At 67.8% G+C, this 26,147-nt stretch carries 22 protein-coding genes and 1 pseudogene; 8 read left to right on the top strand and 15 right to left on the bottom strand.

Features of this window, described 5'->3' with window-relative positions; translation table 11 throughout:
* The 4 genes and pseudogenes from BI344_RS15970 to BI344_RS15985 form a co-directional block, all read right to left on the bottom strand.
* Window positions 1-265: pseudogene (locus tag BI344_RS15970) on the bottom strand (cytosol nonspecific dipeptidase); the annotation flags it as partial.
* A 161-nt stretch (window positions 266-426) separates the two neighbouring features.
* A complete protein-coding gene (locus tag BI344_RS15975) occupies window positions 427-1,746 on the bottom strand; it encodes a metallopeptidase TldD-related protein (RefSeq protein WP_071113865.1) in 1,320 nt (439 codons plus the stop codon).
* Window positions 1,743-3,203, bottom strand: a complete 1,461-nt coding sequence (locus tag BI344_RS15980) for a TldD/PmbA family protein (protein WP_071113866.1) — start codon at window positions 3,201-3,203, stop codon at window positions 1,743-1,745. Before BI344_RS15980 ends, BI344_RS15975 begins: the two co-directional genes overlap by 4 nt.
* Before the next feature lie 152 nt (window positions 3,204-3,355).
* Complete coding sequence (locus tag BI344_RS15985) at window positions 3,356-3,823, bottom strand: nuclear transport factor 2 family protein (RefSeq protein WP_071113867.1); 468 nt, start codon at window positions 3,821-3,823, stop codon at window positions 3,356-3,358.
* A gap of 103 nt (window positions 3,824-3,926) precedes the next feature.
* Here BI344_RS15985 and BI344_RS15990 point away from each other — a divergent pair, with 103 nt between their 5' ends.
* On the top strand, window positions 3,927-4,502 hold the full coding sequence (locus BI344_RS15990) for a TetR/AcrR family transcriptional regulator (protein WP_071113868.1): 576 nt from the start codon (window positions 3,927-3,929) through the stop codon (window positions 4,500-4,502).
* A 55-nt stretch (window positions 4,503-4,557) separates the two neighbouring features.
* Window positions 4,558-5,052, top strand: coding sequence for a prolyl-tRNA synthetase associated domain-containing protein (locus BI344_RS15995; protein ID WP_071113869.1), 495 nt, complete (start codon window positions 4,558-4,560; stop codon window positions 5,050-5,052).
* 8 nt (window positions 5,053-5,060) lie between these two features.
* Here BI344_RS15995 and BI344_RS16000 read toward each other — a convergent pair whose 3' ends face one another.
* The 4 genes from BI344_RS16000 to BI344_RS16015 all read right to left on the bottom strand — a co-directional run bounded on the left by BI344_RS16000 (window position 5,061) and on the right by BI344_RS16015 (window position 10,575).
* Window positions 5,061-6,410: an efflux transporter outer membrane subunit gene (locus BI344_RS16000; protein ID WP_071113870.1), complete on the bottom strand. Its 1,350-nt coding sequence runs from the start codon at window positions 6,408-6,410 to the stop codon at window positions 5,061-5,063.
* A gap of 5 nt (window positions 6,411-6,415) precedes the next feature.
* Window positions 6,416-8,353: a MacB family efflux pump subunit gene (locus BI344_RS16005; protein ID WP_071113871.1), complete on the bottom strand. Its 1,938-nt coding sequence runs from the start codon at window positions 8,351-8,353 to the stop codon at window positions 6,416-6,418.
* Entirely contained in the window at window positions 8,350-9,576 is a 1,227-nt protein-coding gene (macA, locus tag BI344_RS16010; protein WP_083370257.1) for a macrolide transporter subunit MacA, read from the bottom strand. The genes BI344_RS16005 and macA overlap by 4 nt, the downstream gene beginning before the upstream one ends.
* A 90-nt stretch (window positions 9,577-9,666) precedes the next feature.
* On the bottom strand, window positions 9,667-10,575 hold the full coding sequence (locus BI344_RS16015) for a LysR family transcriptional regulator (protein ID WP_071113873.1): 909 nt from the start codon (window positions 10,573-10,575) through the stop codon (window positions 9,667-9,669).
* A gap of 133 nt (window positions 10,576-10,708) precedes the next feature.
* Here BI344_RS16015 and BI344_RS16020 point away from each other — a divergent pair, with 133 nt between their 5' ends.
* Complete coding sequence (locus BI344_RS16020; RefSeq protein ID WP_071113874.1) at window positions 10,709-11,467, top strand: SDR family oxidoreductase; 759 nt, start codon at window positions 10,709-10,711, stop codon at window positions 11,465-11,467.
* A 140-nt stretch (window positions 11,468-11,607) separates the two neighbouring features.
* A complete protein-coding gene (gene trpC / locus BI344_RS16025; protein ID WP_071113875.1) occupies window positions 11,608-12,405 on the top strand; it encodes an indole-3-glycerol phosphate synthase TrpC in 798 nt (265 codons plus the stop codon).
* Between the two features lie 51 nt (window positions 12,406-12,456).
* On the opposite strand, the gene BI344_RS16030 is transcribed toward trpC, so the two are convergent.
* The 5 genes from BI344_RS16030 to BI344_RS16050 form a co-directional block, all read right to left on the bottom strand.
* On the bottom strand, window positions 12,457-13,380 hold the full coding sequence (locus BI344_RS16030; protein ID WP_071113876.1) for a lipase secretion chaperone: 924 nt from the start codon (window positions 13,378-13,380) through the stop codon (window positions 12,457-12,459).
* A gap of 1 nt (window position 13,381) precedes the next feature.
* Window positions 13,382-14,314, bottom strand: a complete 933-nt coding sequence (locus tag BI344_RS16035) for an esterase/lipase family protein (protein WP_071113877.1) — start codon at window positions 14,312-14,314, stop codon at window positions 13,382-13,384.
* A 142-nt stretch (window positions 14,315-14,456) separates the two neighbouring features.
* Window positions 14,457-15,839 (bottom strand): efflux transporter outer membrane subunit, encoded by a 1,383-nt coding sequence (locus BI344_RS16040; protein ID WP_071113878.1) that lies wholly within the window; start codon window positions 15,837-15,839, stop codon window positions 14,457-14,459.
* On the bottom strand, window positions 15,836-18,964 hold the full coding sequence (locus BI344_RS16045) for an efflux RND transporter permease subunit (protein ID WP_071113879.1): 3,129 nt from the start codon (window positions 18,962-18,964) through the stop codon (window positions 15,836-15,838). Before BI344_RS16045 ends, BI344_RS16040 begins: the two co-directional genes overlap by 4 nt.
* Window positions 18,965-18,968: 4 nt before the next feature.
* Window positions 18,969-20,093, bottom strand: coding sequence for an efflux RND transporter periplasmic adaptor subunit (locus BI344_RS16050; RefSeq protein ID WP_071113880.1), 1,125 nt, complete (start codon window positions 20,091-20,093; stop codon window positions 18,969-18,971).
* A gap of 177 nt (window positions 20,094-20,270) precedes the next feature.
* Between BI344_RS16050 and fepB the strand changes: the two genes are divergently transcribed.
* Window positions 20,271-21,275, top strand: coding sequence for a Fe2+-enterobactin ABC transporter substrate-binding protein (fepB, locus tag BI344_RS16055; RefSeq protein WP_071113881.1), 1,005 nt, complete (start codon window positions 20,271-20,273; stop codon window positions 21,273-21,275).
* 255 nt (window positions 21,276-21,530) lie between these two features.
* Here the strand turns inward: fepB and entS are convergent, their stop codons facing one another.
* Window positions 21,531-22,805: an enterobactin transporter EntS gene (gene entS / locus BI344_RS16060; RefSeq protein ID WP_071113882.1), complete on the bottom strand. Its 1,275-nt coding sequence runs from the start codon at window positions 22,803-22,805 to the stop codon at window positions 21,531-21,533.
* Between the two features lie 142 nt (window positions 22,806-22,947).
* Here entS and fepD point away from each other — a divergent pair, with 142 nt between their 5' ends.
* Genes fepD through BI344_RS16075 form a run of 3 tightly spaced genes read left to right on the top strand, consistent with a single transcriptional unit; the run spans window position 22,948 to window position 25,840 of the window.
* On the top strand, window positions 22,948-23,964 hold the full coding sequence (gene fepD / locus BI344_RS16065) for a Fe(3+)-siderophore ABC transporter permease (RefSeq protein ID WP_071113884.1): 1,017 nt from the start codon (window positions 22,948-22,950) through the stop codon (window positions 23,962-23,964).
* Window positions 23,961-25,004 carry an iron-enterobactin ABC transporter permease gene (gene fepG / locus BI344_RS16070; protein ID WP_071113883.1) on the top strand — a complete coding sequence of 348 codons (1,044 nt, stop codon included), beginning with the start codon at window positions 23,961-23,963 and terminating at the stop codon, window positions 25,002-25,004. The genes fepD and fepG overlap by 4 nt, the downstream gene beginning before the upstream one ends.
* Complete coding sequence (locus tag BI344_RS16075; protein ID WP_083339113.1) at window positions 25,001-25,840, top strand: ABC transporter ATP-binding protein; 840 nt, start codon at window positions 25,001-25,003, stop codon at window positions 25,838-25,840. The genes fepG and BI344_RS16075 overlap by 4 nt, the downstream gene beginning before the upstream one ends.
* A 71-nt stretch (window positions 25,841-25,911) precedes the next feature.
* On the opposite strand, the gene BI344_RS24420 is transcribed toward BI344_RS16075, so the two are convergent.
* Window positions 25,912-26,147 (bottom strand): hypothetical protein (locus tag BI344_RS24420; protein ID WP_158021077.1); only part of this gene is annotated, 236 nt, incomplete at its 5' end.

The following is a 26,147-nucleotide window of genomic DNA, read 5'->3' on the forward strand; positions in this document are numbered from 1 at the left end:
GCTCGGTGCCGCTGTTGGCCTGGCACACCATGTCCAGGTGGCCTTGCAGCACCACCCCGGCGCGGTCTTCATAGCCGGGGGTGGCCGGCTTGCGGATGATCAGGTTGCCCACTTGGTCGACAACGGTTTCCAGGCCACGCAGCTCCGCCCAGCCTTTCATGTAGTCGCGCACCTGCTCTTCGTGCTTGGACGGGCGCGGGATGTCGCACAGGGTTTGGAAGTGTTCCCAGACGGCTTTGGGTTCGAGTTGGGCGATATCGGTCACAACGCATTCCTTGATTTCGGTATGGCCGGCGGCGCAGATCGCGGCCGGCCGGTACAACGTTTCACCACGGCGGCGAAAGTTTGAATTAGGCTTTTACTTTATCACGGCGCCGCGGCAACGTCATGCCGGTTGACATGGCGCCGCCGCGACAAAACTGCGGATTACAGGCTGAAATGCAGCGACTTCACCAAGGCGCCGGGCAAATGCCGGCTGCCGGTAGCGCGGCCGCCGTAGCTGCCGGCGTCCACCAACAACTCGCGCTCCTGCGTCAGCGCCTCCAACTGATCGCCCAGCAGGTTGAACAGGCTGTCGTCGAAGCGCATCACGCCCAGCGGCGCGACGATCTCGCCGCCCTCCACCCAAAAACAGGCGAAACGGGTCATGCCGGTGATACGGCAGGCGGAACGGTCGGAAAAGTTCAGATACCACAGATTGGACAAGTACACTCCGGTGCCCAGCGCCTCCAGCGCCTGGGCCTGCGGCAACTCTCCCGCCGCCATCTGCAAAGACTCGGCCGCCTCGTGCGTGCCGGCATTCGGCACCAGGCCAAACTCGCGCGAACTGCGCGGGCTGATCAGGCTGTTGCGGTGCTTGCCGCCGACAATCAATTCCACGGCATCCGGCTTGATGAAGCCCTCGCTCTGGAACTGCGGCGCCAAACCATCGGCGCCGGCCTCAACCAGCGTCAGCAGCGGCGACAGCCTGGCCTCGCCGTCCACCAGCTTCAGCAGCGAGCTGCGCTTGGAGCGCACTTCCTTTTCCGACAAGCCGCCCCAGTTGAGCATGGATAGCAGGCTGCCCAGCGCCGACGGCGTGAAATAGGCGCGGTAGCTGCCCGGCTGCAACGCCTTGGGCGGCAGCTTCAACAGCTCCAGCTGATCGGCTGCTTCGGCGATGATCCGGCGCAGCTGGCCGGCATCCCATTCGCTGCCGGCCAGACTGCGCTTCACCGCCTTGTCGCCGTGCGAATACAGGCTCCAGTCGAAACTCCAGCTGCCGCCCTGCTGCCAGTTGAGCTGGCCCAGGTGGTTGGCGAAGCCGAAGCTCATGTCGCCGGCGGCCAGGATGCCCACCAGATCATGCCCTTGCGCCGCCGCCAGGATGTCTGCCGCCATCGCCGCGCTGGACGGCAAGCCGGCTGCGGCGACGCGCTCGCTGTTTTGCGGACTGTCGTTCAGCAACAGGAAAGGATCGTCCGCCACGTCATCCAGCGCCGCACGCAGGGCCGGAAGGCTGTCCAGTAACAAGGCCAGGTCCTCCTCGCCGCCGGAAAACGACAATTGCTGCACGACCTGACGCTGGCCGCGCACCAGCCGCACCTCCAGGTATGCCTGCTTCACCGCGCCGGCCTGGCGCACCTGGCCATGGTTGAAACGGACAAAATCGCTGCACTCGGCTTCCAGCCACAAGGTAAAGCCTTCCTCGCCATGCAACTGCCGCGCCAGCTCCGCCGCCAGATTCTTGAAATGCGCCTGCATCATGCCGCCCCTCCGAACACATCCACCTCGCCGAACACGCAGGCCGGCGAAGCATGGCCCACCCTCACCACCTGATTGGGTTCGCCCTTGCCGCAATACGGCGTGCCCAGCACCGACAGCGTCGACTCGTCGCCCACCGCCTTCAAGGAGCGCCAGAAATTGGCGGAGATGCCGCGGTAATTGGGGTTGCGCACCACGCCTTTCAGTTCGCCGTCCTCTATCAAGCGGCCCCACTCGCAGCCGAACTGGAACTTGTTGCGCGAATCGTCGATGGACCAGCTGACGTTGGTCTGCATCAGCACGCCGCGCTCGACGCCGGCTATCAGCTGCTCCAGGCTCCGGTCGCCTGGCTCGACGTTGAGATTGGCCATGCGGTCTATCGCCGGACGGTTCCAGTTGCAGGCGCGGCTGTTGGCCACGCCATCCAGAGCGAAACCCCGCAGGCCCGCGCGGGCGGACGAGATGTCGCCGCCCAGCGGCCGCTCCAGCCGACCGCTGCGGATCAGCCATACCTTGTCGGCGGCCTTGCCGTCGTCATCCCAGCCATAGCTGGCCAATTCATTGCGCCGCAACGGATCGAACGTGACATTGAGCAGGCTGGAGCCGTATTGGTAATGGCCGAACATGTCCAGCGTGACGAAACTGGTGCCGGCGTAGTTGCGCTCATCGCCCAGGATGCGGTCCAGCTCCAGCGGATGGCCTATACTTTCGTGAATCTGCAGCATCATCTGCTCCGGCATCAGCAACAGATCCATCTTGCCGCAGGGGCAGTTGGGCGCGTGCAGCAACTGCAAGGCCTCGTCGGCGATGCGCCTTCCCGCGCCATGGAGGCCGGCCTCGGCAATCAACTCCTCTCCGCCCTGCCGTCCCAGGCCGCCGTACTGGCCGCCCAGGCTGCGCGTCTGCACCAGTCCGTCGGCAAACGCCGTCACCGCCAGCGATGGCGTCAGGGTGCGAAAGCGCTGTTCCACCTCGCCGCCGTGCGAGGTCAGGTACAGCTGGCGGATGTCTTGCCGAACCAGGCCGGCCGACCAGTCCACGATGCGCGCGTCGTCGCCCTTGGCGGCGGCGGACTCGCTCAGCAACAGGTCCAGCATCGCGGCGCGCTGCCACTTCATCCCGCCTTCGCAGCCCGGGCCCAGATAGCTGCCCTTGGGGCTGGGCATCTCCATCTTGCGGTAGTCGAACACGCCGCAGGCGGCGGTGGCGCGGGCCCAGTCACGCGCCCGCTCAATCGCGGCGCGCAGGCCGGACTCGCTGAGGTCGGCGGTGGCGGCATAGCCGTAGCCGCCCTGGTCCATCACCGTAATCATCGCGCCGCGGTCGCGGCTGAGGCTCAGCGGCAGCTGCCTGCCCTGGCGCACCTGCAGGCGCTCGCTGTCCGCCTCAACATAGCGCAGCGAGCAGAAGTCCACCTGAGGCCGCAGCGCCTGAAAGCGCTGCCGGATAGTTTCAAGCATGGGAGGCTCCATCCAATGGCGGCCGCAGCCGCGCGATGCAATGTCAATGACATTGATGCTAATCAGTCATACGCCTCTCTGTCCATCCTAATTTCATCAAACCGGAATCACGCCGACCCGCGCGGGCCGGCGCTTCGCTGGCCGGAAACGCGCTACAAGCCCAGTTCGCTCAGCCCCGGATGCTGGTCCGGACGCCGCCCCAGCGGCCAGAAGAACTTGCGCTCGCCCGGCTGGATAGGCATGTCGTTGATGCTGGCGTGGCGATCCGTCATCAGACCGTCGGCGCCGAACTCCCAATTCTCGTTGCCATAGCTGCGGTACCACTGGCCGGCGTCGTCGTGCCATTCGTAGGCGAAGCGCACCGCGATGCGGTTGCCGTCAAACGCCCACAGCTCCTTGATCAGCCGGTAATCCAGCTCGCGCTTCCACTTGCGCTCCAGCAGCGCCTGCGCCTCGGCGCGGCCGGCGGGGAAGTCCACCCGGTTGCGCCAGCGGGTGTCCGGGCTGTAGGCCAGCGCCACGCGGGCGGGGTCGCGGCTGTTCCAACCGTCTTCGGCCAGGCGGACTTTCTCGATTGCGCTTTCGCGGTTGAACGGCGGCAGCGGCGGACGGTTTTCCATGGGATGTCTCTTTGCAGTGTTTGCGATTCAAATCAAGTAGACAAATCTGTCTACATGCAAATCAGTCTAGACCCAAGTAGACAACCCTGTCTACAATAACTTGATGATGCTGACCCCCACCCCAATCCTCAAGGAACAAGCTGCGCGCGAACGCATCCTGCTCACCGCGCATAGGCTATTCTACCTCGAAGGCATACGCGCCACCGGCATAGACCGGATCATCGCCGAGTCCGGCGTGACCAAGGTCACCTTCTACCGCCACTTCCCCAGCAAGAACGAATTGATCCACGCCTATCTGGAATACCGCCACGCTTTGTGGCTGCAATGGTTTGGCGACGCGCTGTCGCGCCACGGCGGCGGCATCGGCGCGCTGGTTCCGGCGCTGCGGGAATGGCTTGAAAACGAGCAGTTCCGCGGCTGCGCCTTCATCAACGGCGTGAGCGAGCTGGGACCGGTTTCCGCGGAGACCATGGAGATCGCCCGCCGCCACAAGCAGGCGCTGCGGGAAGCGATAGCCGGTCTGCTGCCGGACACGGCGGAAAAGGAAGAACGCGCCAGCCTGCTGGCCATGGCGGCGGACGGCGCCATCGTGCGCGCGCAGATGGAAAACGGCGCGCAGCCGGCGCTGGCCAGCCTGGGGTTGCTGATCCGGCTTTTGCCGGCCCCTGCGCAGGGATGACGGCCAAGCGGCCGCCATGTTAGTTTTGATCCGGAACCAACCTGGAGCCCGCCGCATGGAACAAGCCCTGTACCGCCTGCTGGAGCAGCAGCAAATCCGCTATCAGCGCTTCGAGCACCCGCCGGTCTACACCTGCGAGGAGGCCGCGCGGCTGATCCCTGACCTGCCCGGCGCCGAATGCAAGAACCTGTTCCTGTGCGACGCCAAGGGCCGCCAGCACTTCCTGGTGGCGGTGCCTGCGGCTGCCGGCGTGGACATCAAGGCGCTGGGAGACGCTCTGGAGGCCAAGGGCCTGCGCTTCGCCTCGCCGGAGCGTTTGAAGAACTATCTGGGACTGGAGCCCGGATCGGTGACGCTGCTGGCGGCGGTCAACGATAGCGGGCATCGGGTGGAAGTGGTGGTGGACGCGGAGCTGTGGGCGGCGGACGCCATCCTGTGCCATCCGCTGGTCAACACCGCCACGCTGAGCGTGCCGGTGGCGGAGCTGCAACGGCTGCTGCGGCACACCGGCCACCAGCCGCGCGTGATGGCGGTGCCGCGGCGCGGCTAGCGCCGGTTTCAGGCCGCCGGCGCGCCCCCCAGCGCCTTGTAAAGCTCGGCCAGCGTCTTCAGCTGATCCAGATTGAGCTCCAGCAGCTTCTCCTCGGCCAGCCGCCTGCCGCGCGCGGCCTCCAGCCATGACTGCATATCGGTTTCGCCGGCGCGGTAGCGGCTTTCTGCCAGCGCCTCATTGCGGGCGCACAGCGCCAGCGCGTCGCGCTGCAGGCTGGCGCTATCCGCCAGCCGCCGCCGCGCCGCCAAACCCTCCTCCACCTCGCGGTAGGCGCCGTACAGCGTCTTGCGGAATTCTACGGCGGCCAGTTCGTAATCCGCCTCGCTGGATTTCAGCTTCAAATCCAGTTGCCGCCAGTTGAGGAAAGGCAGCGACAGCGCGGCGCCCAGGCCCAGTTGCCCGCCCGGGGCAGCGCCGCTGCGGCTCAGGCCGCCGTTCAGGCTGAAGCGCGGGAAAAAGTCGGCGCGCCGTTGGTCCGCGTCGGCCAGCTTGCCGCGCAACCGCGCCTCGGCAGCCTGCAGGTCGGGACGGCGTTGCAGCAGCTCGCCGGGCAGGCCGGCGGCGATGCCGGGCATGGCCGGCGCTGCCGGCAAGGCGGCTATCTCCGACAGCGGCGCGCCGGGCGGCGCGTCCAGCAGCAGCGCCAGCGCGTTTTCCTTCTTGCGCAGCTGCTCCCGCTGGCTCAGCAAGGCCGCGCGCAACTCCAGCACCGCGTTGTCCGCCTGCGTCGCATCCTGCTCCGCCAGCGCGCCGGCGCGCCATTTAGAGCGCGCCAGCGCCTGCATCCGGACGGCGTCGGCCAGCGCCGCTTCGCTCAGCGCCAGTCTGGATTTCAGAGCGGCGATGTCCCAGTACAGGCTGGCGGCGGTGCTGTCGGACAGCAGGCCGGCGCTGACGCGGTCATACTCGCTGGCGACGAAGGCCTGGCCCGCCGATCGCTGCGCCGCGTCCAGCCGCCCCCACAAATCCACTTCGTAATCCACTTTCAGCCCGGCGTTATGGCTGTTCGACCAGCCGCCGCCGTCCAGCGTCCGGCTGCGGTCGCCCGACAGCGAGCCGCTCAGCGTCGGACGCGCGTCGCTGTCGGCCAGGCCGGCCTCTATCCGCGCCTTGCGCAGTTTCAGCAGCGCGATCTCCAGATCGGGATTACGGACGCGCGCCTGCGACAGCACCTGCGACAGCGCCGGGTCGGCGAAGCCGCCCCACCAGGCGTCGCGGTCCATGTCCTGACCGGCCGCCGCCGATTGCGCCCAATGCGCAGGCGTCTGCAAGGGCTGGCGCTGGTAGGGCGTGGCCTGGCAGCCGGCCAGCAAGGCCAGCAGCGGCAGAAGCCGCCATATCGGGTTCTTGTCCATCTTTCTCACTCCCTGGCCAGCGCGTCTATCGGATTGAGACGCGCGGCGCTACGCGCCGGAAGGTAGCCGAACAGCACGCCGATCAAGGACGAGCAGGCCACCGCCAACGCGATCGCCGTCAAGGACAGCGACATCTTCCATTTGCTCACCAGGAGCGCGAACACGAAACTGATGCCGTAGGACAGCAGCACCCCGATGGCGCCCCCCACCAGGCACACCAGCACCGCCTCGGTGAGAAACTGCTGCAGCACGTCGCCCTGGCGCGCGCCCACCGCCATGCGGATGCCGATCTCGCGGGTGCGCTCGGTCACCGACACCAGCATGATGTTCATCACTCCGATGCCGCCCACCACCAGCGAAATCACCGCGATCAGCGTCAGCAGCAGCGCCAGCATGCGGCTGGTGCTTTCCACCGTTTTCAGCACTTCCTCCATATTGTGGGTGAAGAAGTCCTTGCCGCCGTGGCGCTGGGTCAAGAGCCGGGTGATCGCCTTCTCCGCCAGCGCCGTCGGCTGGCCTTCCTTCACCCGGATCACGAAGCGGTCGAAATACGGCTGGCCGAACAGGCGGCTGGCCGCGGTGGAGTACGGCATCCACATCTGCAGAGCATTGCCGCCGAAACCACGGTCGCGCTGCGCCACCACGCCCACCACGGTGGCAGGCACGCTGCCCACCAGGATCACCTTGCCTATCGCCTCGCCATCGGCGAACAGCTTGCGCCGCGAATTCTTGTCGATCAGCACCACTTGGCGCTGCAGGCGGATGTCGTCCCGGCTGAAGCCCTGGCCCTCGGCCATCTTCATGCCCTGCACCCGGAAGAAATCGCCTCCGACGCCGCTGACCGAGGCGTTGACGTCCACGCTGCGGTAACGGATGCGCTGCGGATTGGAGGTTTCCGGCGTCACGCTGTCGACATAGCCCTCTTCCGCCAGCGCCTTCAGGTCGCCGGGCAGAAAGGTGCGGATGCCGGCGGCCTTGTCGTCGCCCCAGTCCTTGCCCCTGAACACGGTGATGGTGTTGGTGCCCATGGCGCGGATGTCGTTCAGCACGTAGTCGCGCGCGCCTTCGCCGATGGCGATGATGGACACCACCGAAGTGATGCCGATGATGATGCCCAGCATGGTCAGGACCGTGCGCAGGCGGTTGGACAGCATGGCCAGCAGCGCCATCTTGAACGCTTCCCGCATCCGCTCGCGCAGCGCCGGGCCGCCGCCGGCCATCTGCGGCTGCTCGACGGCTCCGGCCGGAACGCGCGCCGCGCCGCCGCTGTCGCGCAGGATTTCGCCGTCTCGGATTTCTATCACCCGCCCGGTCTGGGCGGCGATGGCGGGGTCGTGGGTGACGATGATCACGGTATGGCCGGCGGCGTGCAGCTCCTTCAGGATGCGCATCACCTCCTCGCCGCTGTGGCTGTCCAGCGCCCCGGTGGGCTCGTCGGCCAGGATGATGCCGCCGCCGTTCATCAGCGCGCGGGCGATGGATACCCGTTGCTGCTGCCCGCCCGACAACTGGCCGGGACGGTAATCCTCCTTGCCGGCCAGGCCCAGCCGCGCCAGCAGCTGCCGCGCCCGCTCGCGCCGCTGCGACAACGGCAGGCCGGCGTAGACGGCCGGCATCGCCACATTGTCGATCGCGGACAAATGCGGCAGCAGATGATAGCGCTGGAAGATGAAGCCGAAGTGTTCGCGCCGCAATTCGGCCAGCTGGTCGCCGTCAAGCTCGCCCGCCTCGTGCCCGGCCACCCGGTAGCGGCCGGACGAAGGCTGGTCCAGGCAGCCCAGAATGTTCATCAGCGTTGACTTGCCGGAACCGGAAGCGCCGACGACGGCCACCATCTCGCCGGCCTCTATCCGCAGCGACACGTCCTTCAGCACCGCCACTTCCTCGCCGCCGGACGGAAAGCGCCGCCAGACGCCGCAAAGCTCAAGGGCGGCCGCGCTCATGCGCTCACCACCACCGCGCCGCCCTCTTCGGGCTTGTCGGCGCTCTCCCCGGTCACCACCTTCTCGCCGGCCTGCAAGCCGTCCAGCACCTGCGCGCGGGTGGCGGTCTTCAATCCCACCCGGACCCGGCGCTCCTGCAACCGGCCATCCTTGCCCTGCACCTTGACCGGGTAGCGGCCGTCCTTGCCGGCTTCGCCCAACGCCGACAGCGGAACGCTCAGCGCCTGCGCCACCCTGGACAGCACGATGCTGACCTCGGCCGTCATGTCCACCCGCAGCTTGCCGTCGGCGTTGGGCACATCGAACAGCGCCTTGTAGAACACCGCGTTGTTGATCTTTTCCGGCGTCGGCAGAATCGTGCGCAGCTGGCTGCGGAAGCGCTGGTCGGGCGCGCCCAGCACGGTGAAGTACACCGGCAGCCCGGCCTTGATGCGGATCACGTCGGCCTCGGCCACCTGGGCCCTGACCGTCACCTGGCTGAGGTCGGCCAACTTGAGGATGACCGGCGCCTGCTGCATGGCGATCACCGTCTGCCCCTGCTGGGTGACAATTTCCACCACCTCGCCGTCCATCGGCGCCAGGATGCGGTTGTAGCTCAACTTGGTGCGCTTGCTGTCCAACTGCGACCTCTCCTGCCGGATCTGCGCCTGCAGTTCGTCCAGGCCGGCCTGCTGCGTCAGAAAAGCGGTTTCGGCCGCCAGCAGCTCCTTGTCTGAAGTGGAACCCTCATGCCGCATGCGCCGCTGCCGCGCCGCCTCCTGCTCCGCCTGCTGCAGCGCCGCCTGCTTGGCGCGCCGCTGCGCGATGCGGGCGTCCAGCGCCGCCTCGCTGGCCTTCAGATCGTTCAGGCTGTCCTCGGGGTCGATCTCGGCCAGCAGTTCGCCCTGCTTGACCTTGTCGCCGGCCTCCACCTTCAGCGTCTTCAACTGGCCGGAAGCCTGCGCGCCGACGTCCACCTGCCGCAGCGGCTGCACCACGCCGCTGGCCAGCACCACATCCTCCAGTTCGCCGCGCTCCACGGCGGCGGTCAAAACCTGCGGCGGCGGCGGCTCCGCCAGCCAGTAGCGCAGGCCCCCAGCCGCCAGCGCCAGAACCGCGGCCAGCAAAACCGCGTTGCGCAGCGGCCGCCGGCCGAAGCCCCATTCCCGCAACCTGGCCCACCCACGCGCGGGCAAACCGACAAACCGCAACATCATGCCAAGCAAGCGCTTCAAAAACCTCATCTGCGACAATCAATCATGAAAAGCAAACCTATTTTGGCAACATCAGTCCAAATTAGTTCCAAAACTCTAGAACCGAGGCCTGCCCAGCCCTCAGTCCAGCAGCCCCAGCCGCTCGCGCAACAACGCCGACGCCCACTCGACAAACACCTGCACCCGTCGCGACAAGTGGCGGCGGTGCGGGTACAGCACCGACACCGGCATAGCCGGCGGCGGCCAATCGGCCAGCACCTCCGCCAGCCGCCCGGCCGCCACATGCGGCTCAGCGTCGTAGCGCGGCAGCTGGATCAGCCCCAAGCCGGCCAGCGCGCAGGCGAGATAGGTCTCCACCTGGTTGATGCTGATCCTGCCCTGCAGCGCCAGCTCACGCCGCTCGCCATCCAGCTGGTATTCCCAGCCGAACACCTTGCCGCTGGCCGGCGAAGCGTAGTTCACCACCTGGTGCCCGGCCAGATCCTGCGGCGTCGCGGGCACGCCCTGGCGCGCCAGATAGTCAGGGCTGGCGTAATTGCCCTGCCGCATCATGCCGATGCGGCGCGCCACCAGCCGCGATTCGCTCAACTGCCCCACCCGGATCACGCAGTCCACTCCCTCCTGGATCAAGTCCACCGGCCGGTCGGTGACGCCCAGTTCCAGCTCGATATCCGGGTACTGGCGGAAAAAATCCGGCAAGGCCGGCGCCAGCACCTGCCTGCCTATCGGCCCGGGCACGTCTATGCGCAGGCGGCCGCGCGGACTGGCGCCTTGCTGGCTGAACAGCGCCTCGATCTCATCGAAATCGGCCAGCAGTTGCTGGCAGCGCTCGTAAAAGCCGCTGCCGTCCAGCGTCAGCTGCACCCGGCGCGTGGTTCGGTGCAATAACCGCACCCCCAACTGCGCTTCCAGCTGCTGCACCGCGCTGGATACCGTGGCGCGCGGCAGCTGCAGCTGCTGCGCCGCCCGGGTGAAGCCGCCGGCGTCCACCACGCTGGCGAATACCCGCATTGCCTGAATCCGGTCCATGGCCGCTCCAATTGGTTAGGTTTTATGGATAGTGTAACCAATTCAAACCTATTTATTAGAACATATCCAAACAATACACTGCAAAGCGTCAACAGCCCGCCGCCACCTGCGGCACCGCAAACGGAGAAATGAAATGAGCCAAACCAACTTTGCAGGACAAGCCGCGCTGGTAGTCGGCGCATCGCGCAATATGGGCCGCGCCTTCGCCGAGGCGCTGGCCGCCGACGGCGCCGCAGTCGCCATCCACTACAACAGCGACAGCTCCCGCGCCGACGCAGAACAGATCGCCGCAGGCATCAACGCCGCCGGCGGCCAGGCCTTCGCCGTGCAGGCCGACGTCACCAAGGTGACGGAAGTGCGCCGCCTGTTCGACACGGTGGAACAGCGCTTCGGCCATCTGGACATCCTGATCAACACCGCCGGCATGATGGTGAAGAAGCCGGTGACCGAAGTCAGCGAAGAAGAGTTCGACGCCATTTTCGCCCTCAACACCAAGGCGGCGTTCTTCTGCCTGCAGGAAGCCGGTCGCCGCCTGCGCGACAACGGCCGCATTGTCAGCGTCGGCACCTCGCTGCTGGCTGCCACCACCGGCTACTACGGCGTCTACGCCGGCAGCAAGGCCCCGCTGGAAGACTTCACCCGCGCGCTGGCCAAGGAGGTCGGCCACCGCGGCATTACCGTCAACGTGGTGGCGCCCGGCCCGATGGACACCGCCTTCTTCTACTCGGTGGAAACTTCGGAAACGGTGGCCTACCTGAAACGCGCCAGCATCAACGGCGAGCTGGGCCAGGTGGCCGACCTGGTGCCGCTGGTGAAGCACCTGGTCTCGCCGGAAAACCGCTGGACCACTGCCCAGACTCTGTTCATCAACGGCGGTTTCGTCTCGCGCTGAGCTGCGAACTGCAGCGCCAAAAGGCAGCGGCGGCCCGATGGTCGCCGCTTTTTTAATTCAAATGTCATCCCCAGCGGCTTGCCAGAACCGGGGATGTTCTGCATGATGGCCGATTCGTTGTTGTCACTACAGAAGCCAGCATGTCCGACATTCTCAACACCATCATCGCCACCAAGCATCAGGAGATCGCCGCCGCGCTGGGCAGCCGCCCGCTGGAAAGCGTGCGCGCCGACGCCGAGACCCGCGGCGATCGCCGCGATTTCGTGGCGGCCATCCGCGCCAAGCACGCGCTGGGCAAAGCCGCCGTGATCGCCGAGATCAAGAAGGCCAGTCCGAGCAAGGGCGTGATCCGCGCCGATTTTGATCCGGCAGCCATCGCCGCCAGCTACGCCCGGCATGGCGCCGCCTGCTTGTCGGTGCTGACCGACCGCCAGTATTTCCAGGGCGACGCCAGCTATCTGGAAGCCGCGCGCGCCGCCTGCCATCTGCCGGTGCTGCGCAAGGACTTCATCGTCGACGAGTACCAGATCTACGAAGCCCGCGCCATGGGCGCCGACTGCATCCTGCTGATCGCCGCCGCGCTGGAGCTGCCGCAGATGCGGGCGTTCGAAGCCCTGGCCAACGAGTTGGGCATGGCGGTACTGGTGGAAGTGCACAATGATGAGGAACTGGACGCCGCGCTGCAGCTGAAAACCGAGCTGATAGGCGTCAACAACCGCAATCTGCGCAGCTTCGAAGTGAGCCTGGCCACCACGCTGAAACTACTGCCCCGCATCGACAACGGCCGCATCGCCGTGACCGAAAGCGGCATAGCCAGCGTCGACGACGTGCGCCTGATGCGCAGCAGCGGCGTGCACAGCTTCCTGGTGGGCGAGGCCTTCATGCGCGAGGCCGAGCCCGGCGAGGCGCTCGAGCGCCTGTTCGCCGCTCCGCAGTAAAGCCAACGGGCGCCAAACGGCGCCCGTCTTCTTTCCCGTCCTTGCCGCCTCCTACTTAGCCGGCAGAAAAGCCGCCAAGCGCAACGCCTCCTGCTGGCTGAATCGCTGCGCCTGCAGCTGGCTTATCGCCTGCTGGCGCTGCGGTTCGCTCAATTGGCCATTCTGCCGGATGGCCATCGCGTCGCGGTTGAAATCGGCTACCCGTTGCTGCCAGGCGGCCTGCTCCCGGTCCAGCGACGCCAGCCGGTCGGCCGCCGCCTGTCCCACCATTCCGGCCCGCAAGGCGTACAGCTCCTGCTCGTTGCCGCCGCGCTTGCGCAATTCGGCATCGGCCTCGGCCAGCGCCAGGTGTTTGACCGGATCCTCGCGCGCCGCGCGCAAGGCCGGCGGCAGCTGCTGCTCCAGCAAAGCGATACGTCGCTGTTTCTCCGCCGCGCTCAAGACCGGATCGGCCAGAATCGCCAGCCGTTTGGCGGTGAAGGCGTCGTAGCGGTCCTCGTCACCGAACAAGCCCTCCACCTCGGCTTGCGAGAAATACTGCAGCCGCGCCGCCTGCGCCCGCGCCAGCCGCTGCGCCAGATCGCTGCCGGCCGCCACCGTCATGCCCGCCAGAGACTGGCGGTAGGCGACGTAGCGGTCGAACAGATCCATCGCCTGCTTCAGCGCGGCGGCGGACAAGGTGCGCTGCAGATAGCCGCGCAATTCGGCGCGGATAGCCGGCAGCTCGCGCTCGCCCAGCGTGGCCAGGTAGTAGTCGAACAGCCGCCGCAGCTCCTGGTTGACCTGCAGCTGGCCGTTGGCAGCCGCCTTGACCGCGCCGTCCGGCAGAGTGCCGCGCAGCGACGCAGCGAAGCCGCCATCCCTGCCGGCCTGCGCCGCCGCAGGCAAGGGCTTCTGCGCCTGCGGCCAGGCCTGCCAAACCAGCAGGCCGGCGCAGACGCCCGTCAATGTCAGCACCAGACGGACCTTGCGCATCTTACAAGCCCGCGTTTTTCAGGCGGTTGGCCTGCTGGCGGTACAGCGAGACCGGGCTGACCTCGAACAGGCTGACCAGGCCAAAGCTCTGATTGATCTCGTTGACGTGGTTCATCTTGTAGTTGTCGCGGATCACCTGGCCCAGGTGGGCCGAGCACACCGCCACCAGGCCATCGGACGGCGTGGAGCCGAAAGCCAGGCCCAGCGTGCCGATCGGGATGGTCAGCGGGTCCAGCACATTGGTGGTGGTGGCCGCGCCGGTCCACGAGTAGTACTGCACGCCGTTGGCCTGGTAGTCGCCCTCGCCGCAGGCCGATTTGGGCACGCCGGCGGGGAACTTGGCATTGAAGGCCAGCGAACCGGCGGTGGTCAGCGAATTCAAAGCGGCGATGGGCTGCTGCGGCAGATCGCTGGCGCCGGAGAAGAAGGAGATCACCTTGGCCAGCGCGCCGGCTATGGCGGCGGCAACGGTTTCGGTGACCGTTCCGGGAGGCGCCACGCCACGGACGATATCCGCCACCAACGAACCCTTGTTGACGCCGCCGACGGTGGTGACCGAAGCCACCAGATCCGGCCGCACCCCTGCTACGTAACGCGCGGTGGGCCCGCCCTGGCTATGGCCGATCAGATTAACCTTCTGCGCGCCGGTGATGGCCAGAATCTGCTGCACCTGCTGCAGCAGTTGCTCGCCACGGGCCTCATTGCTGTCGGTAGCCGAGACCTCGGCTACGTAAACTTGCGCGCCGTCCGCCTTCAGCGCGGCCGGCACTTGATAGAAGTAATCGACACCCAGCAACTGGCCAAAGCCGAAGATGCCGTGCACCAGCACGATGGGGTAACGGGTTTGGGTATAGCCGCTGGAAGCCAAAGCAGATGCGAACGGCAGCAGAAGCAAGGCGAGGACGAATGCGCTGCGCGACAACAGGTGTTTCATTATCTCTCCCAATTATTCATATGATTTCAGGCCGCCAACTGGCGGCCTATATCGGGATAGAGCATGACAAACGCAAAATCCAGCAACAATTCAAACGTTTGTCTAAAAGATAGCTGGACAACTGGCCACTCTGCCAGTAACGCTAGCCGTCCACACCTCCACCCAGCGCCCGGTACTGCGCCACCATATTGCTCGCCTCCTCCAACCTCACGCTTATCCATTGCTGGCGGGTCGCCTGCGTCGCGCGCTGCGCCTCCAGCAGGCTCAAATAGCCATCCAGTCCCAGCCGGTAACGGCCCTCGGCCAAACGCAGCGCGGCTTCGGCGCTGGCCAAGGAAGCCTGCCTGGCCAGCTTCTCATCCAATATCGCCTGGCGCAGGAGCAGCGCCTCGGCCACTTCGCCAAAGCCGGTCTGGACCGCCTTTTCATAACCGGCCTGGGCCGCCAGCCGCAACGCCTGCGCCTGATCCACCCCCGCCGCGGCCGCGCCGCCGTCCAGCAGCGGCATGCCGACATCCAGCGCCAGGCTGAGCGCGCGCGCCGGCGCGCCCAATAGCCCTCCCAGCGTCAAATCGCTCCAGCCGACGCTGGCGCTCAACCCCAACTTGGGCAGCAAGGCCGCGCGCGCCGCGCCGATGTCGGCATTGGCGGCGCGCAGCAGGCTTTCGGCCTGGCGCACGTCGGGGCGGCGCAGCAAGGCGCTGGCCGGCGCATCCAATGGCAAGCTGTCCAAGGTATAGCTCCGCTCCGCCAAAGCCGGCGGCAACTGCGCCTCCGTCAACTCCACGCCTGCAAGCAGTTGCAAGGCCTGCGCGCCGCGCGCCGCCTGCCCGGCGTAACGGGCCGCATCGGCCCGCGCCTGCAGGCAGACCGTCTCCATCGCCCTCAATTCCAACCCGGAAGCCGCGCCCAGCCGCAAGCGCTCGCGCGTCAGCCCCAACGAACGCTCGGCGCTGGCCAGCGTCTCCCGCGACGCGGCCAACTGGCTGCGGTCGGCCGCCAGGGCAAGATAGGCGTTGGCGGTTTCCGCGATCAGGCTGACGCGCACCGCCTGGGCGCCGGCCTCGCTGGCCAGGTAACGCTGCCATTGCGCGTCGCTCAAGCTGCGCACGCGGCCGAACAGGTCCAGCTCGAAGGCGCTGACGCCGAGCCCCAGGCTGTGGCTCACGCTGTCCGCGCCCAGCTCGGCGTCTCCGCCCCAGACGCGCTGGCGGCTGGAGCCGCCCTGCAATTGCACGGTTGGCAAACGAGCCGCGTCCTGTATCCGGTATTGCGCCCGCGCCGCCTGCGCATTGGCCGCCGCCGCGCGCAGATCGCGGTTATTGGCCAGCGCCAGCGTTATCGCCGCGCGTAGTCCCGGATCGACAAAAAACCGCTGCCAACCGACCTGCGCTTCCGCGCGGTTTTCCGCCGCTGCCGGCCAGTTTGCCGGCACCGGCGCCACCGGGAGCGGATAAACCGGCTGCAAGGTGCCGCAAGCGCTCAGCGCCAACGCGCAGCAGAATCCTCCCGCCGCGCGCCTCATAGCCTGGCTCCCGCCAGCCGCCAGCCGCGCCGGCCCAGCCATCCCGCCGCGCCGCGGATCAACAGGTGGGCCAACGGCACGAAGAACAGCGTCAGAAGGGTGGCGGACAGCACCCCGCCCAGCACCGCGGCGCCGATGGCGTTCTGGCTGCCGGCGCCCGGCCCGTCGGCCCAGACCAGCGGCGCGACGCCGACGCCGAAGGCCAGGGAAGTCATCAGGATGGGCCGCAAACGCTGGCGCGCCGCCGCCAGCGCCGCGTCGAGCGCGCCTTCGCCGCGCCGCAGCGCCGCCTCGGCGAACTCTATGATCAGGATGGCGTTCTTGGCCGACAGGCCCATGGTGGTGAGCAAGCCCACCTGGAAATAGATGTCGTTGGCCAGCCCGCGCGCCATCACCGCCAGCACCGCGCCCAGCACACCCAGCGGGATCGCCGTCATCGCCGCGCACGGCACCAGCCAGCTTTCATACAGCGCCGCCAGGCACAGGAATACGAACAGGATAGACACCGCGTACAGCAGCGGCGTCTGGCCGCTGGACAGCTTGTCCTGATAGGACAAGCCGCTCCATTCATACTGCGTGCCGGGCGACTTGCCGGCCAGCGCCTCCATCGTCCGCATCGCATCGCCGGAGCTGACGCCGGCCGCCGCCGCGCCCGACAGCGGCAGCGCCGGCAATCCGTTGTAGCGGCTCAACTGCGTCGGTCCATTCTCCCAGCGGGCGCTGGCGAAAGCGGAAAACGGCGTCATGGCGCCGTCCGCGCCGCGGACGAACCACAAGCCCAGGTCTTCCGGCCGCGAACGATAAGGCGCGTCGGCCTGCACCATCACCTTCTTCACCCGGCCGCGGTCGACAAAATCATTGATGTAGCTGCCGCCCCAGGCCGTGCCCAGCGTGGCAGCCACGTCGGCGGCGTCCAGCCCCAGCGCGGCGGCTTTCATCTGGTCGATGTCCAGCCGCAACTGCGGCTTGTCGTCGGCCGCGCCGGAGCGCACCGCGCTCAGGCGCGGATCGCTTTGTGCGGCGCGCAACAGCTCGTCGCGCGCCGTCGCCAGACCGGCGCGCCCCAAGCCGCTGGCGTCCTGCAGCCAGAATTCGAAGCCGTTGGTCTGGCCCAGTCCGCCTATCGGCGGCAGCACCATGCCAAACACCTCGGCGTCGCGCTCGGATGCCAGCGCCGCGGTGGCGCGGTCGGCAATCGCCTGGGCGCTGTTTTCGGCCCCCTTGCGCAGCGACCAGTCCTTCAGCGCGACGAAGGCCATGCCGGCATTCTGGCCGGAGCCGCCGAAGCTGAAGCCGGACATCAGGTATACCGATTCGACGTTGGCCTTTTCCTGGTTCAGGAAATGCCGCTCCACCGCGCGCGCCACCTGCTCGGTGCGCTCATGGGTGGCGCCGGCCGGCAGCGTGAACTGCACCATCACCGTGCCCTGGTCCTCATCGGGAATGAAAGCGGAAGGAAGGCGCGGATACAACGCCGCCAGCGCGGCGGCCAGCGCCAGGTAGACCAGCGCGCCGCGCAAGGGGCGGCGCAAGCCGGCCGGCAGCCAGCGGCCGGCATAAGCCGTCTGCAAACGCTGGAAGCCTCGCTCGAAAGCCGCCAGCGGACCGCTGGCGGCCGGCGCCTCCACGCGCAGCAAGGTCGCGCACAGCGCCGGGGTCAGCGTCAGCGCCGTCAGCACCGACAGCGCCATCGCGGCGACGATGGTGATCGAGAACTGGCGGTAGATGACGCCGACCGAACCGCCGAAGAAGGCCATCGGCAGAAACACCGCGCCCAGCACCAGTCCGATGCCGATCAGGGCGCCGCCCACCTCGTCCATCGAGCGGATGGTGGCCGCGCACGCGTCCAGCTCCTGCTCCCGCATCACGCGCTCCACGTTTTCCACCACCACGATGGCGTCGTCCACCAACAGGCCGATGGCGAGCACCATGCCGAACAGGGTGAGGGTATTGACGCTGAAGCCCGTCGCGGCGAGTACGCCGAAAGTGCCCAGCAACACCACCGGCACCGTCAACGCCGGAATCAGCGTGGCGCGCCAGTTCTGCAGGAACAGATACATCACCAGCACCACCAGTGCCACCGCCTCCAACAGGGTCTGCGTCACCGACTGGATGGACAGCCGGACGAAATGGGTGGTGTCTTCCGGGTAGGCCACGCGGATGCCAGGCGGAAAATTGCGTTCCAGCTGGGCGATTCGGGCCTTCACCGCCTCGGCCGTGGCCAGGGCGTTGGCGCCCGGCGCCAGCATTACCGCCAAGCCGGAAGCCGGATGGCCGTTCAGGCGGGAGCTGCTGCTGTAGTCCTCGCTGCCCAGCTCCACCCTGGCCACGTCGCCCAGCCGCACTGCGCCGCCGTCCGGCTGCGCCTTAACCACGATGGCGCGGAACTGCTCCGGCGTGGACAGGCGCGACCAGGCGGTGACCATGGCGTTCAATTGCTGGCCGGGCGGCGACGGCCGCGCGCCCAGTTCGCCCACCGACACCTCGATGTTCTGCCGCGATACCGCGGCGGCGACGTCGGACGGCATCAGGCCGAAGCTGTTGAGCTTGTGCGGATCCAGCCAGATGCGCATCGCGTGCGGCGCGCCGAACGCCTGCACCGAGCCGACGCCGTCCACCCGGCTCAACGGGTCCTGCACGGCGCTGGCCAGCCAGTCGGCGATGTCGGCGTCGCTGCGCTGGCCGCTGTCGTCGAAGAACGAGGCGATCAACAGGAAATTGCCCTGCAGCTTGACCACCGACAGGCCGTTCTGCTGCACCGGCTGCGGCAGCCGCGCCAGCATCTGGCTGACCTTGTTCTGCACCTGCACCTGGGCGGTATCGGCATTGGCCCCCTGGTGGAAGGTGAGCATGATCTCGGCCTGGCCGGACGAAGAGCTGGTGGAGCTGAAATACATCAGTTGGTCCAGACCCTTCAATTCCTGCTCCAGCACCTGGATCACGCTGTTTTCCACCACCTGGGCCGAGGCGCCCGGATAGCTGGCGCGGACCATCACCGTGGGCGGGGCGATATCGGGATACTGCGACACCGGCAAGACGCGCAACGCGAAGAGGCCGGCCAGCATTACCACGATGGCCAGCACCCAGGCGAACACCGGTCTGGCTATGAAGAAACGCGCGAGCATGGCCTTAGCCCCTTCCCTGCTTGGCGGGCAGCGCCACCGGAGTCGCAGTCTCGCCCGGACGGGCGCGCTGCAGGCCGTCGACGATCAGGCGGTCGCCCGCGCCCAGGCCGGCGGTGACCAGCCAGTAAGCGCCCTGGGTGCCCTGGGTGGTGAGCACGCGCTGCTCCACCCGCTTATCGGCGAGCAGCACCAGCGCGGTGGCGCGGCCCTGCTCGTCGTGGCTGACGCCCTGCTGCGGCGCCAGCACCGCGTTGCGCTGCACGCCCTGCTCCAGCTCGACGCGCACATACATGCCGGGCAGCAGCAGGCCGTCCGGATTGGGGAATTCGGCGCGCAGCGTCACCGCGCCGGACAGGCGGTCGACATTGAGTTCGGCAAAGCGCAGCCGGCCTGCCTGAGCATATGGGCTTCCATCCTCCAGCCGCAGCAGCGCCCGCGTACCCGACGGCGCCAGCTCGCCGTCGGCCTGGCGGCGCTTCAGCCGCAGCAGCTCCTGGCTGGATTGCGTGACGTCGACATAGATCGGATCCAGCTGCTGGATGGTGGCCAGCGCGGCGCTCTGCCCGGCCGTCACCAACGCGCCTTCGCTGACGCTGGAACGGCCGATACGGCCGGAAATCGGCGCCAGTACGCGGGTACGCGCCAATTCAACCCTGGCCGCCGCCACCGCCGCCGTGCCGGCGCGCTCCGCGGCCAGACCCTTGCGGTACTCCGCGTCCGCCTCTTCGCCGTCCTGGCGGCTGATGCCGTCTATCTTGGCCAGCTCGGCGTAGCGCTGGGCGCGGCTGCGCAGATTGGCCAGCGCGGCGCGCGCCGAAGCCAGCGTCGCCTCGGCCTGCTGCAGCGCGGCCTGATAGCTGGCCGGATCGATCTGGTACAGCAACTGGCCGGCCTTGACCTGGCTGCCTTCGACGAAGTGGCGCTGCAGCACGATGCCGGACACTTGCGGACGCACTTCGGCGCTGCGGTAAGCGACCGTGCGGCCTGCCAGCTCGGCCTTCAGCGTCACGTCCTGCGCGGCCAGCGTCACCACGCCCACCTCCGGCGGCTTGTCAGTCGCCGGAGCCTCCGCCGGTCCACGGCAAGCTGCCACGCCGACCGTCATCGCCACAATCATCCATTTTCGCATAGCGCAATGCACCCGGCCGCAGCGCCGCACGCCGAGCCCATTCGAGTTGAGAATCCAGAGCCGCGGCAGGCCGCGGCCCGCCGGACGGTGCTCTGTCTGGGTCGACAATCTTAATGATAATACTTATCATTTGCAACGATGCAGCACCAACCCATTCCACTATTTCAAGGATTCCGCATGAGCACCCCTCCCGCCGCCGACCGCCGCCGCGCGCTGCGACTGGCGCTGGCAAGCTGCCTTACCCTATGCCTGGCCGCCTGCGACTCCGGCGCCAAACCAGAAGAAAGCGCGCCGTCGCGCGGCGGTTGGCCGCGCACGCTGGACAGCGTCAAGGGCAAGCTGACGCTGGACGCCATGCCGCAACGCATCGTCTCCACCAGCGTGACGCTGACCGGCACCCTGCTCGCCATCCACGCCCCGGTGGTGGCCAGCGGCGCCAGCGCGGCCAATTCCAAGGTCACCGACGAACAGGGCTTCTTCACTCAATGGAGCGAGGTGGCCAAGCAGCGCGGCGTGACGCCGCTGTACCAGGGCGAGCCGAATGCCGAGGCTATCATCGCCGCCCAGCCGGACCTGATCGTGATGGCAGGCACCGGCGGCGACTCGGCGCTGAAGCTGTACGAGCAGCTGAGCCAATTGGCGCCAACTCTGGTGGTCAATTACGACGACAAGAGCTGGCAGGAACTGGCCACGCTGCTGGGCCACGCCACCGGCCGCGAGGCCGACGCCCGCGCCGCCATCGCCGGTTTCGATGCCGAGGCGGCCGCGGCCAAAGCCAGAATCAAGCTGCCGCCGCAGCCGACCGCGGCGCTGGTGTATTACGAAGACGGTTCCGGCGCCAATCTGTGGACGCCGCAATCGGCGCAGGGCAAGCTGCTGCAGTCGCTGGGCTTCACGCTGGCCACCGCGCCGGACAGCGTCAAGGGCAATACCAGCATGGGCCTGCGCCACGACATCATCCAGCTGTCCGGAGAGAAGTTCGCCGCCGGCCTGCGCGGCCGATCCATCATGCTGTTCAACGCCGACCAGGGCCAGGTGGCGCAAGTGCTGGCCAATCCCTTCCTGGCGGACAATCCCGCGGTGCGCGGCAAGCAGGTCTACGCAGCCGGCCTGGACACCTTCCGCCTCGACTACTACAGCGCCCGCAACCTGCTGGAACGGCTGCGCAAGCAATTCGGCTAAAACGGCCTGATGCCGCGCGCCACGCCGACAGCTGGCCTGCGGTCTTTTGCCACCGGCAGGGCCGCGCCGGCCGGCGCGAAGAAAACCGCGCCTCCGATGCGCCCCGCCTCCCTTCAAACCTGCGCCGGGAGGCAGGCCCGACACCATCCGCGCAGCGGATTCAACACGATGCAGATGGCAAGCCGGCGTCAAGTCGACATCCTGCGCTAGCAATGAAAAAAGCGGACCGTGGTCCGCTTTTTTCATCATGGAAACTCAAGACCCCGACGCTTGCTGCGCCGGCTCGCCCTCGGCCTCCGGCCCGTGCCCGCCGGCCAGCCGGCGCAAGGAGCCGAAGCCCACGCACATCATCAGCCCGGCCGCCGCCGCTCCGGCGCCGAACCAGGCCACCGCGAACAACGGCGCCAGCGCCCGCGCCAGCGCGCCCAGGCCCAGCGCGCCCAGGCTGTCGCCCACCACATCCTGCGCGTTCCACAAGCTATTGACGCGGCCCAGCAGATGGTCGGGCGTCTGTCCCTGCACCAGCGTGAACTGCAGCAAGGAGGCGATGGAGCCGAGATAGCCCAGCGCCACCAGCGCTGCCAGGCCGTAGGCCAGATGGGTGAAGGCACCCAAGGACGCGATGGCCAGCGACGAAGCGGTGACGCAGGCCAGCATCATCGCGCCGGGACGGCGCAGGCCGCCCACCCAGCCGCTGGTGAAGGCCCCCAACATCGCGCCCAGCGGCACCGCCGAGTACATCAGGCCCACTTCGAAGGCGCCGCCGCCGTAGCCGTCCTCAGCCAGCGACGGATACAGCACGCGCACCGCGCTCAGTAGCGTCTGCAGCGTGCCCACCGCCACCACCGCGCCCACCACCTTGTTCTGCCACAGGAATTCGAAGCCCTCCAGCAGCGAGCGCAGCGGGTGCGAAATCTCGACGTTCTGCGGCTTCAGCGACGGCAATCGGGTCAGCGGGATCAGCGTGGCCAGCGTGCCCACCCCCGCCAGCAGATAGTTCCAGTTGACGCCGGCGGCGGTGATGATCACCCCGCCCAACAACGGCGACAGCACCGCGCCGAAGCGCACCGTCAGCATGCTCAGCGCGCCGGCGGCCGGCAGGTTCTCACGGCCGACGATGACCGGGATGGACGCCATCAGCGAGGTGATGCCAATGCCGCTGAAGAAGCCGTCCCAGGTGGACACCACGTACAGCGCCGTCACAGACGGGTTGGTCATGAAACCGTTCAGCGCCAGCGCCAGGAAACCCAGGCCGCAAGAAGCGCGCCCCAGCAGGATCAGGCGGCGGCGGTCCATCCGGTCGGCCAGCACGCCGCCGCACATCAGGCCGGCGAACATGCCGACGCCGTCCAGCGCCATCGCCGCCCCCACCTGCAGGGTGGAGCCGGTGAGCTGGTGGATCTGCACCGGCACCGCCACCATCAGGATGCCGAAGGCGAACACCGAGATCATGCGGGCGATGAAAATGGAACGGAAATGCGGATTGAGCCTGAGCAGGCTGAAGTCGACTAGGATGGGCGATTTTTTCATGTTTTCAACACAGTGGTTCGAGAGGCGCGGCGCGGCCATCGCACGCGGAACGCGGACGGCATAATGCCACGGCGGGGTGTCCCTTCATGGAATATGCATGGTAACATTGGCGATCCGTATTAGGAATCATTTTCATTTGATCATGCCGACAAGCCTTTCCCCGCCGCCGCGCCGGCAAACGCTGCTGCTGTTCGCCTGTCTGGCGCTGCTGGCCGCAGCCGTCGTCCTCAGCCTGGCACTGGGCGCCAAGCCCATTCCGCTGTCCACCGTCTGGAACAGCCTGCTGGGCCGCGACCACGGCCCGGACAGCGTGATCGTGCTGCAGGGGCGCCTGCCGCGCACCCTGCTCGGCCTCCTGGCCGGCGCGGCGCTGGGCTTGGCCGGCGCGCTGACCCAGGCGCTGACCCGCAATCCGCTGGCCGACCCCGGCGTGCTGGGCGTCAACGCCGGCGCCAGCTTCGCCATGGTGCTGGGCGTGGCCGTGCTGGCGGTGGACAGCCCGCAAGGCTATATGGGCTGCGCGGCCGCAGGCGCCTTGGCCGCCACGCTGCTGGTCTACGCGGTGGGCGCGCGCGGCCGCCGCGCCGATCCGCTGCGCATCGTGCTGGCCGGCGTCGCCGTCGGCGCCGTGCTGATGGGGCTGTCGGCCGCCATCACCCTGCTCGACCCCATCGCCTTCAACCGGATGCGCTACTGGAACGCCGGCACCCTGGACGTGCGCGACATGGCCGCGGTAGGCCTGGCCGCTCCCGCCATCCTTGCCGGCGGCCTGCTGGCGCTGCTGTTGGCGCGGCCGCTGGGCGCGATGGCCCTGGGCAACGACCTGGCGGTCAGCCTGGGCAGCCGGCCGCTGTGGGCGCAAGCCGGCGCCGTCGCCGCCATCACGCTGCTGTGCGGCGCCAGCACTGCCGCCGCCGGGCCGATAGGCTTCGTCGGCCTGATGATTCCCCATGTCTCGCGCCGGCTGGCCGGCCCGGACCTGCGCAAGAGCCTGCCCTTCACCGCGCTCTTGGCCCCCATCCTGCTCTTGCTGTCGGACATCGTCGGCCGGCTGCTGACGCCGGGCGAGCTACGGGTCTCCATCGTCACCGCCTTCATCGGCGCGCCGGCACTGATCTGGCTGGCGCGCGGCCAGCGCGCGGCCGGGAGCGCGGCATGAGGACGCTGGAACTGCGCCTGGGCCGTCCCGACGGCAGCTTCAATATCCGCCTGCGCCTGCACCGGCTGTGGCCGGCGCTGCTGCTGATGGCAGCCTGCGCCGCGCTGGCGCTGATCAGCCTGCGCGCCGGCGCGCTGCACCTGAGCCTGGAGCAGGTGTGGGCCGCGCTGCACGGCCGCGGCAGCCGGCTGGAAGTGGCGGTGGTGCAGCAATGGCGGCTGCCGCGCGTGGCGATGGCGCTGGTCATAGGCGCGGCGCTGGGCATGAGCGGCGCGGTATTCCAGTCGCTGCTGCGCAATCCGCTGGGCAGCCCGGATGTGGTGGGCTTCAACACCGGTGCCTATACCGGCGCGCTGCTGGTCATCACTCTGGCCGGCGGCAGCCATTTCCAGATCGCCGGCGGCGCGCTCGCAGGCGGTCTGGCATCCGCCGCCCTGGTCTACCTGCTGGCCTGGCGCAACGGCGTGCACGGGCTGCGGCTCATCATCGTCGGCATCGCCGTCAGCGCCATGCTCAGCGCGCTCAACAGCTGGCTGCTGATCAACGCCAGCCTGGAGTCAGCGATGAGCGCCGCGATCTGGGGCGCCGGCACGCTGAACGGCATGACCTGGAGCAAGGGCCTGCCCTCGGCGCTGCTCTGCCTGCTGGCCATGCTGGCGGCGCTGGCGCTGCAGCCGCGCATGCGGCTCCTGGAGATGGGCGACGACTGCGCCAGCGCGCTGGGCGTGCCGGCCGAACGCACCCGGCTGTGGCTGATGGCCCTGGGGGTGGCGCTGATCGCCTCCGCCACCGCCGCCGCCGGCCCCATCGCCTTCATCGCGCTGGCCGCGCCGCAGATCGCCCAGCGCCTGCAGCGCGCGCGCGCCACCTGCCCGCTGACCGCCGCCTGGACCGGCGCCCTATTGCTGCTGGCCGCCGACTATGGCGCCCAGCACCTGTTCTATCCGCGCCAGTTGCCGGTGGGCGTCGTCACCATCTGCATGGGCGGCCTGTACCTGCTGTGGCTGCTGCTGCGCCAAACCGGAGGCCGAAAACCGTGACCACCCTGACATTCAAACACCAGACCGCCGGCCTGACGGACGAAACCGCCGCAACGCCAGCCTCCCCTCGACTGCGCGGCGAAACTTTGCGGCTGGGCTACCGCCAGCGCGTCATCTGCGACGGGCTGGACCTGAGGATTCCCGACGGATCGTTCACCGTCATCATCGGCCCCAACGGCTGCGGCAAATCCACCCTGCTGCGCAGCCTCAGCCGCCTGCTCAAGCCCTTGTCCGGCCAGGTATGCCTGGACGGGCGCGACATCCACGGCCTGCCGGCCAAGGCGGTGGCGCGCCAGCTGGGCCTGCTGCCGCAAAGCGCCGTGGCGCCGGACGGCATCAGCGTGGCCGATCTGGTGGCGCGCGGCCGCTACCCGCACCAAAGCCTGCTGCGTCAATGGAGCCGGCAGGACGAGGACGCGGTGGGCCAGGCGCTGGCCGCCACCGGCACCGCCGACCTGGCCGACCGCCTGGTGGACGAGCTGTCCGGCGGCCAGCGCCAGCGGGTATGGGTGGCGATGGCCCTGGCGCAGCAGACGCCGCTATTGCTGCTGGACGAGCCCACCACCTATCTGGACATCGCGCACCAGATCGAGCTGCTGGAATTGTTCCGCCGCCTGAACCGCGAAGGCGGCCGCACGCTGGTGGCGGTGCTGCACGACATCAACCACGCCTGCCGCTACGCCACCCACCTGATTGCAATGAAAGACGGCCGCATCGTCGCCGAAGGCGCGCCGTCGCGCATCGTCACCGCCGAGTTGATCGAACAGGTATTCGGGCTGCCCTGCCTGATCATCGAAGACCCGGTCAGCCATACGCCGATGGTTATTCCGCGCTGATTTCGCTTTCTTCCGCCCCATGAAAAATGGCCCCTTTCGGGCCATTCATATCGCAACGGTTAAGTCGAGAATTACTCGCCCCATACCTGCACTTCGCTCCATGCAGCATCAGCAGCATCAAGTACTTCCTTTAGCTCAGCCTCAGTCAAGTTGGTATAGCGGGATGCAGTAACAACCGATTGACACAAAATCCTGACAGCAATACCGAGCAGACCAACTATCAACTCCTTGGGCGCCTCAGCATGATAGCGAAGCTCAAATTTGCCAGCGTGACGTGCCAATAATGTGGTGAGCTGGTTGTGCGAAA

It is taken from the genome of Chromobacterium sphagni, assembly GCF_001855555.1.
Taxonomy (GTDB): domain Bacteria; phylum Pseudomonadota; class Gammaproteobacteria; order Burkholderiales; family Chromobacteriaceae; genus Chromobacterium; species Chromobacterium sphagni.

Excerpts from the sequence above, each read along its gene's own strand:
- BI344_RS15975 (WP_071113865.1), bottom strand. The coding sequence starts at position 1,746 with ATGATGCAGGCGCATTTCAAGAATCTGGCGGCGGAGCTGGCGCGGCAG.
- BI344_RS15980 (WP_071113866.1), bottom strand. The coding sequence starts at position 3,203 with ATGCTTGAAACTATCCGGCAGCGCTTTCAGGCGCTGCGGCCTCAGGTG.
- BI344_RS15985 (WP_071113867.1), bottom strand. The coding sequence starts at position 3,823 with ATGGAAAACCGTCCGCCGCTGCCGCCGTTCAACCGCGAAAGCGCAATC.
- BI344_RS15990 (WP_071113868.1), top strand. The coding sequence starts at position 3,927 with ATGATGCTGACCCCCACCCCAATCCTCAAGGAACAAGCTGCGCGCGAA.
- BI344_RS15995 (WP_071113869.1), top strand. The coding sequence starts at position 4,558 with ATGGAACAAGCCCTGTACCGCCTGCTGGAGCAGCAGCAAATCCGCTAT.
- BI344_RS16000 (WP_071113870.1), bottom strand. The coding sequence starts at position 6,410 with ATGGACAAGAACCCGATATGGCGGCTTCTGCCGCTGCTGGCCTTGCTG.
- BI344_RS16005 (WP_071113871.1), bottom strand. The coding sequence starts at position 8,353 with ATGAGCGCGGCCGCCCTTGAGCTTTGCGGCGTCTGGCGGCGCTTTCCG.
- macA (WP_083370257.1), bottom strand. The coding sequence starts at position 9,576 with ATGAGGTTTTTGAAGCGCTTGCTTGGCATGATGTTGCGGTTTGTCGGT.
- BI344_RS16015 (WP_071113873.1), bottom strand. The coding sequence starts at position 10,575 with ATGGACCGGATTCAGGCAATGCGGGTATTCGCCAGCGTGGTGGACGCC.
- BI344_RS16020 (WP_071113874.1), top strand. The coding sequence starts at position 10,709 with ATGAGCCAAACCAACTTTGCAGGACAAGCCGCGCTGGTAGTCGGCGCA.
- trpC (WP_071113875.1), top strand. The coding sequence starts at position 11,608 with ATGTCCGACATTCTCAACACCATCATCGCCACCAAGCATCAGGAGATC.
- BI344_RS16030 (WP_071113876.1), bottom strand. The coding sequence starts at position 13,380 with ATGCGCAAGGTCCGTCTGGTGCTGACATTGACGGGCGTCTGCGCCGGC.
- BI344_RS16035 (WP_071113877.1), bottom strand. The coding sequence starts at position 14,314 with ATGAAACACCTGTTGTCGCGCAGCGCATTCGTCCTCGCCTTGCTTCTG.
- BI344_RS16040 (WP_071113878.1), bottom strand. The coding sequence starts at position 15,839 with ATGAGGCGCGCGGCGGGAGGATTCTGCTGCGCGTTGGCGCTGAGCGCT.
- BI344_RS16045 (WP_071113879.1), bottom strand. The coding sequence starts at position 18,964 with ATGCTCGCGCGTTTCTTCATAGCCAGACCGGTGTTCGCCTGGGTGCTG.
- BI344_RS16050 (WP_071113880.1), bottom strand. The coding sequence starts at position 20,093 with ATGCGAAAATGGATGATTGTGGCGATGACGGTCGGCGTGGCAGCTTGC.
- fepB (WP_071113881.1), top strand. The coding sequence starts at position 20,271 with ATGAGCACCCCTCCCGCCGCCGACCGCCGCCGCGCGCTGCGACTGGCG.
- entS (WP_071113882.1), bottom strand. The coding sequence starts at position 22,805 with ATGAAAAAATCGCCCATCCTAGTCGACTTCAGCCTGCTCAGGCTCAAT.
- fepD (WP_071113884.1), top strand. The coding sequence starts at position 22,948 with ATGCCGACAAGCCTTTCCCCGCCGCCGCGCCGGCAAACGCTGCTGCTG.
- fepG (WP_071113883.1), top strand. The coding sequence starts at position 23,961 with ATGAGGACGCTGGAACTGCGCCTGGGCCGTCCCGACGGCAGCTTCAAT.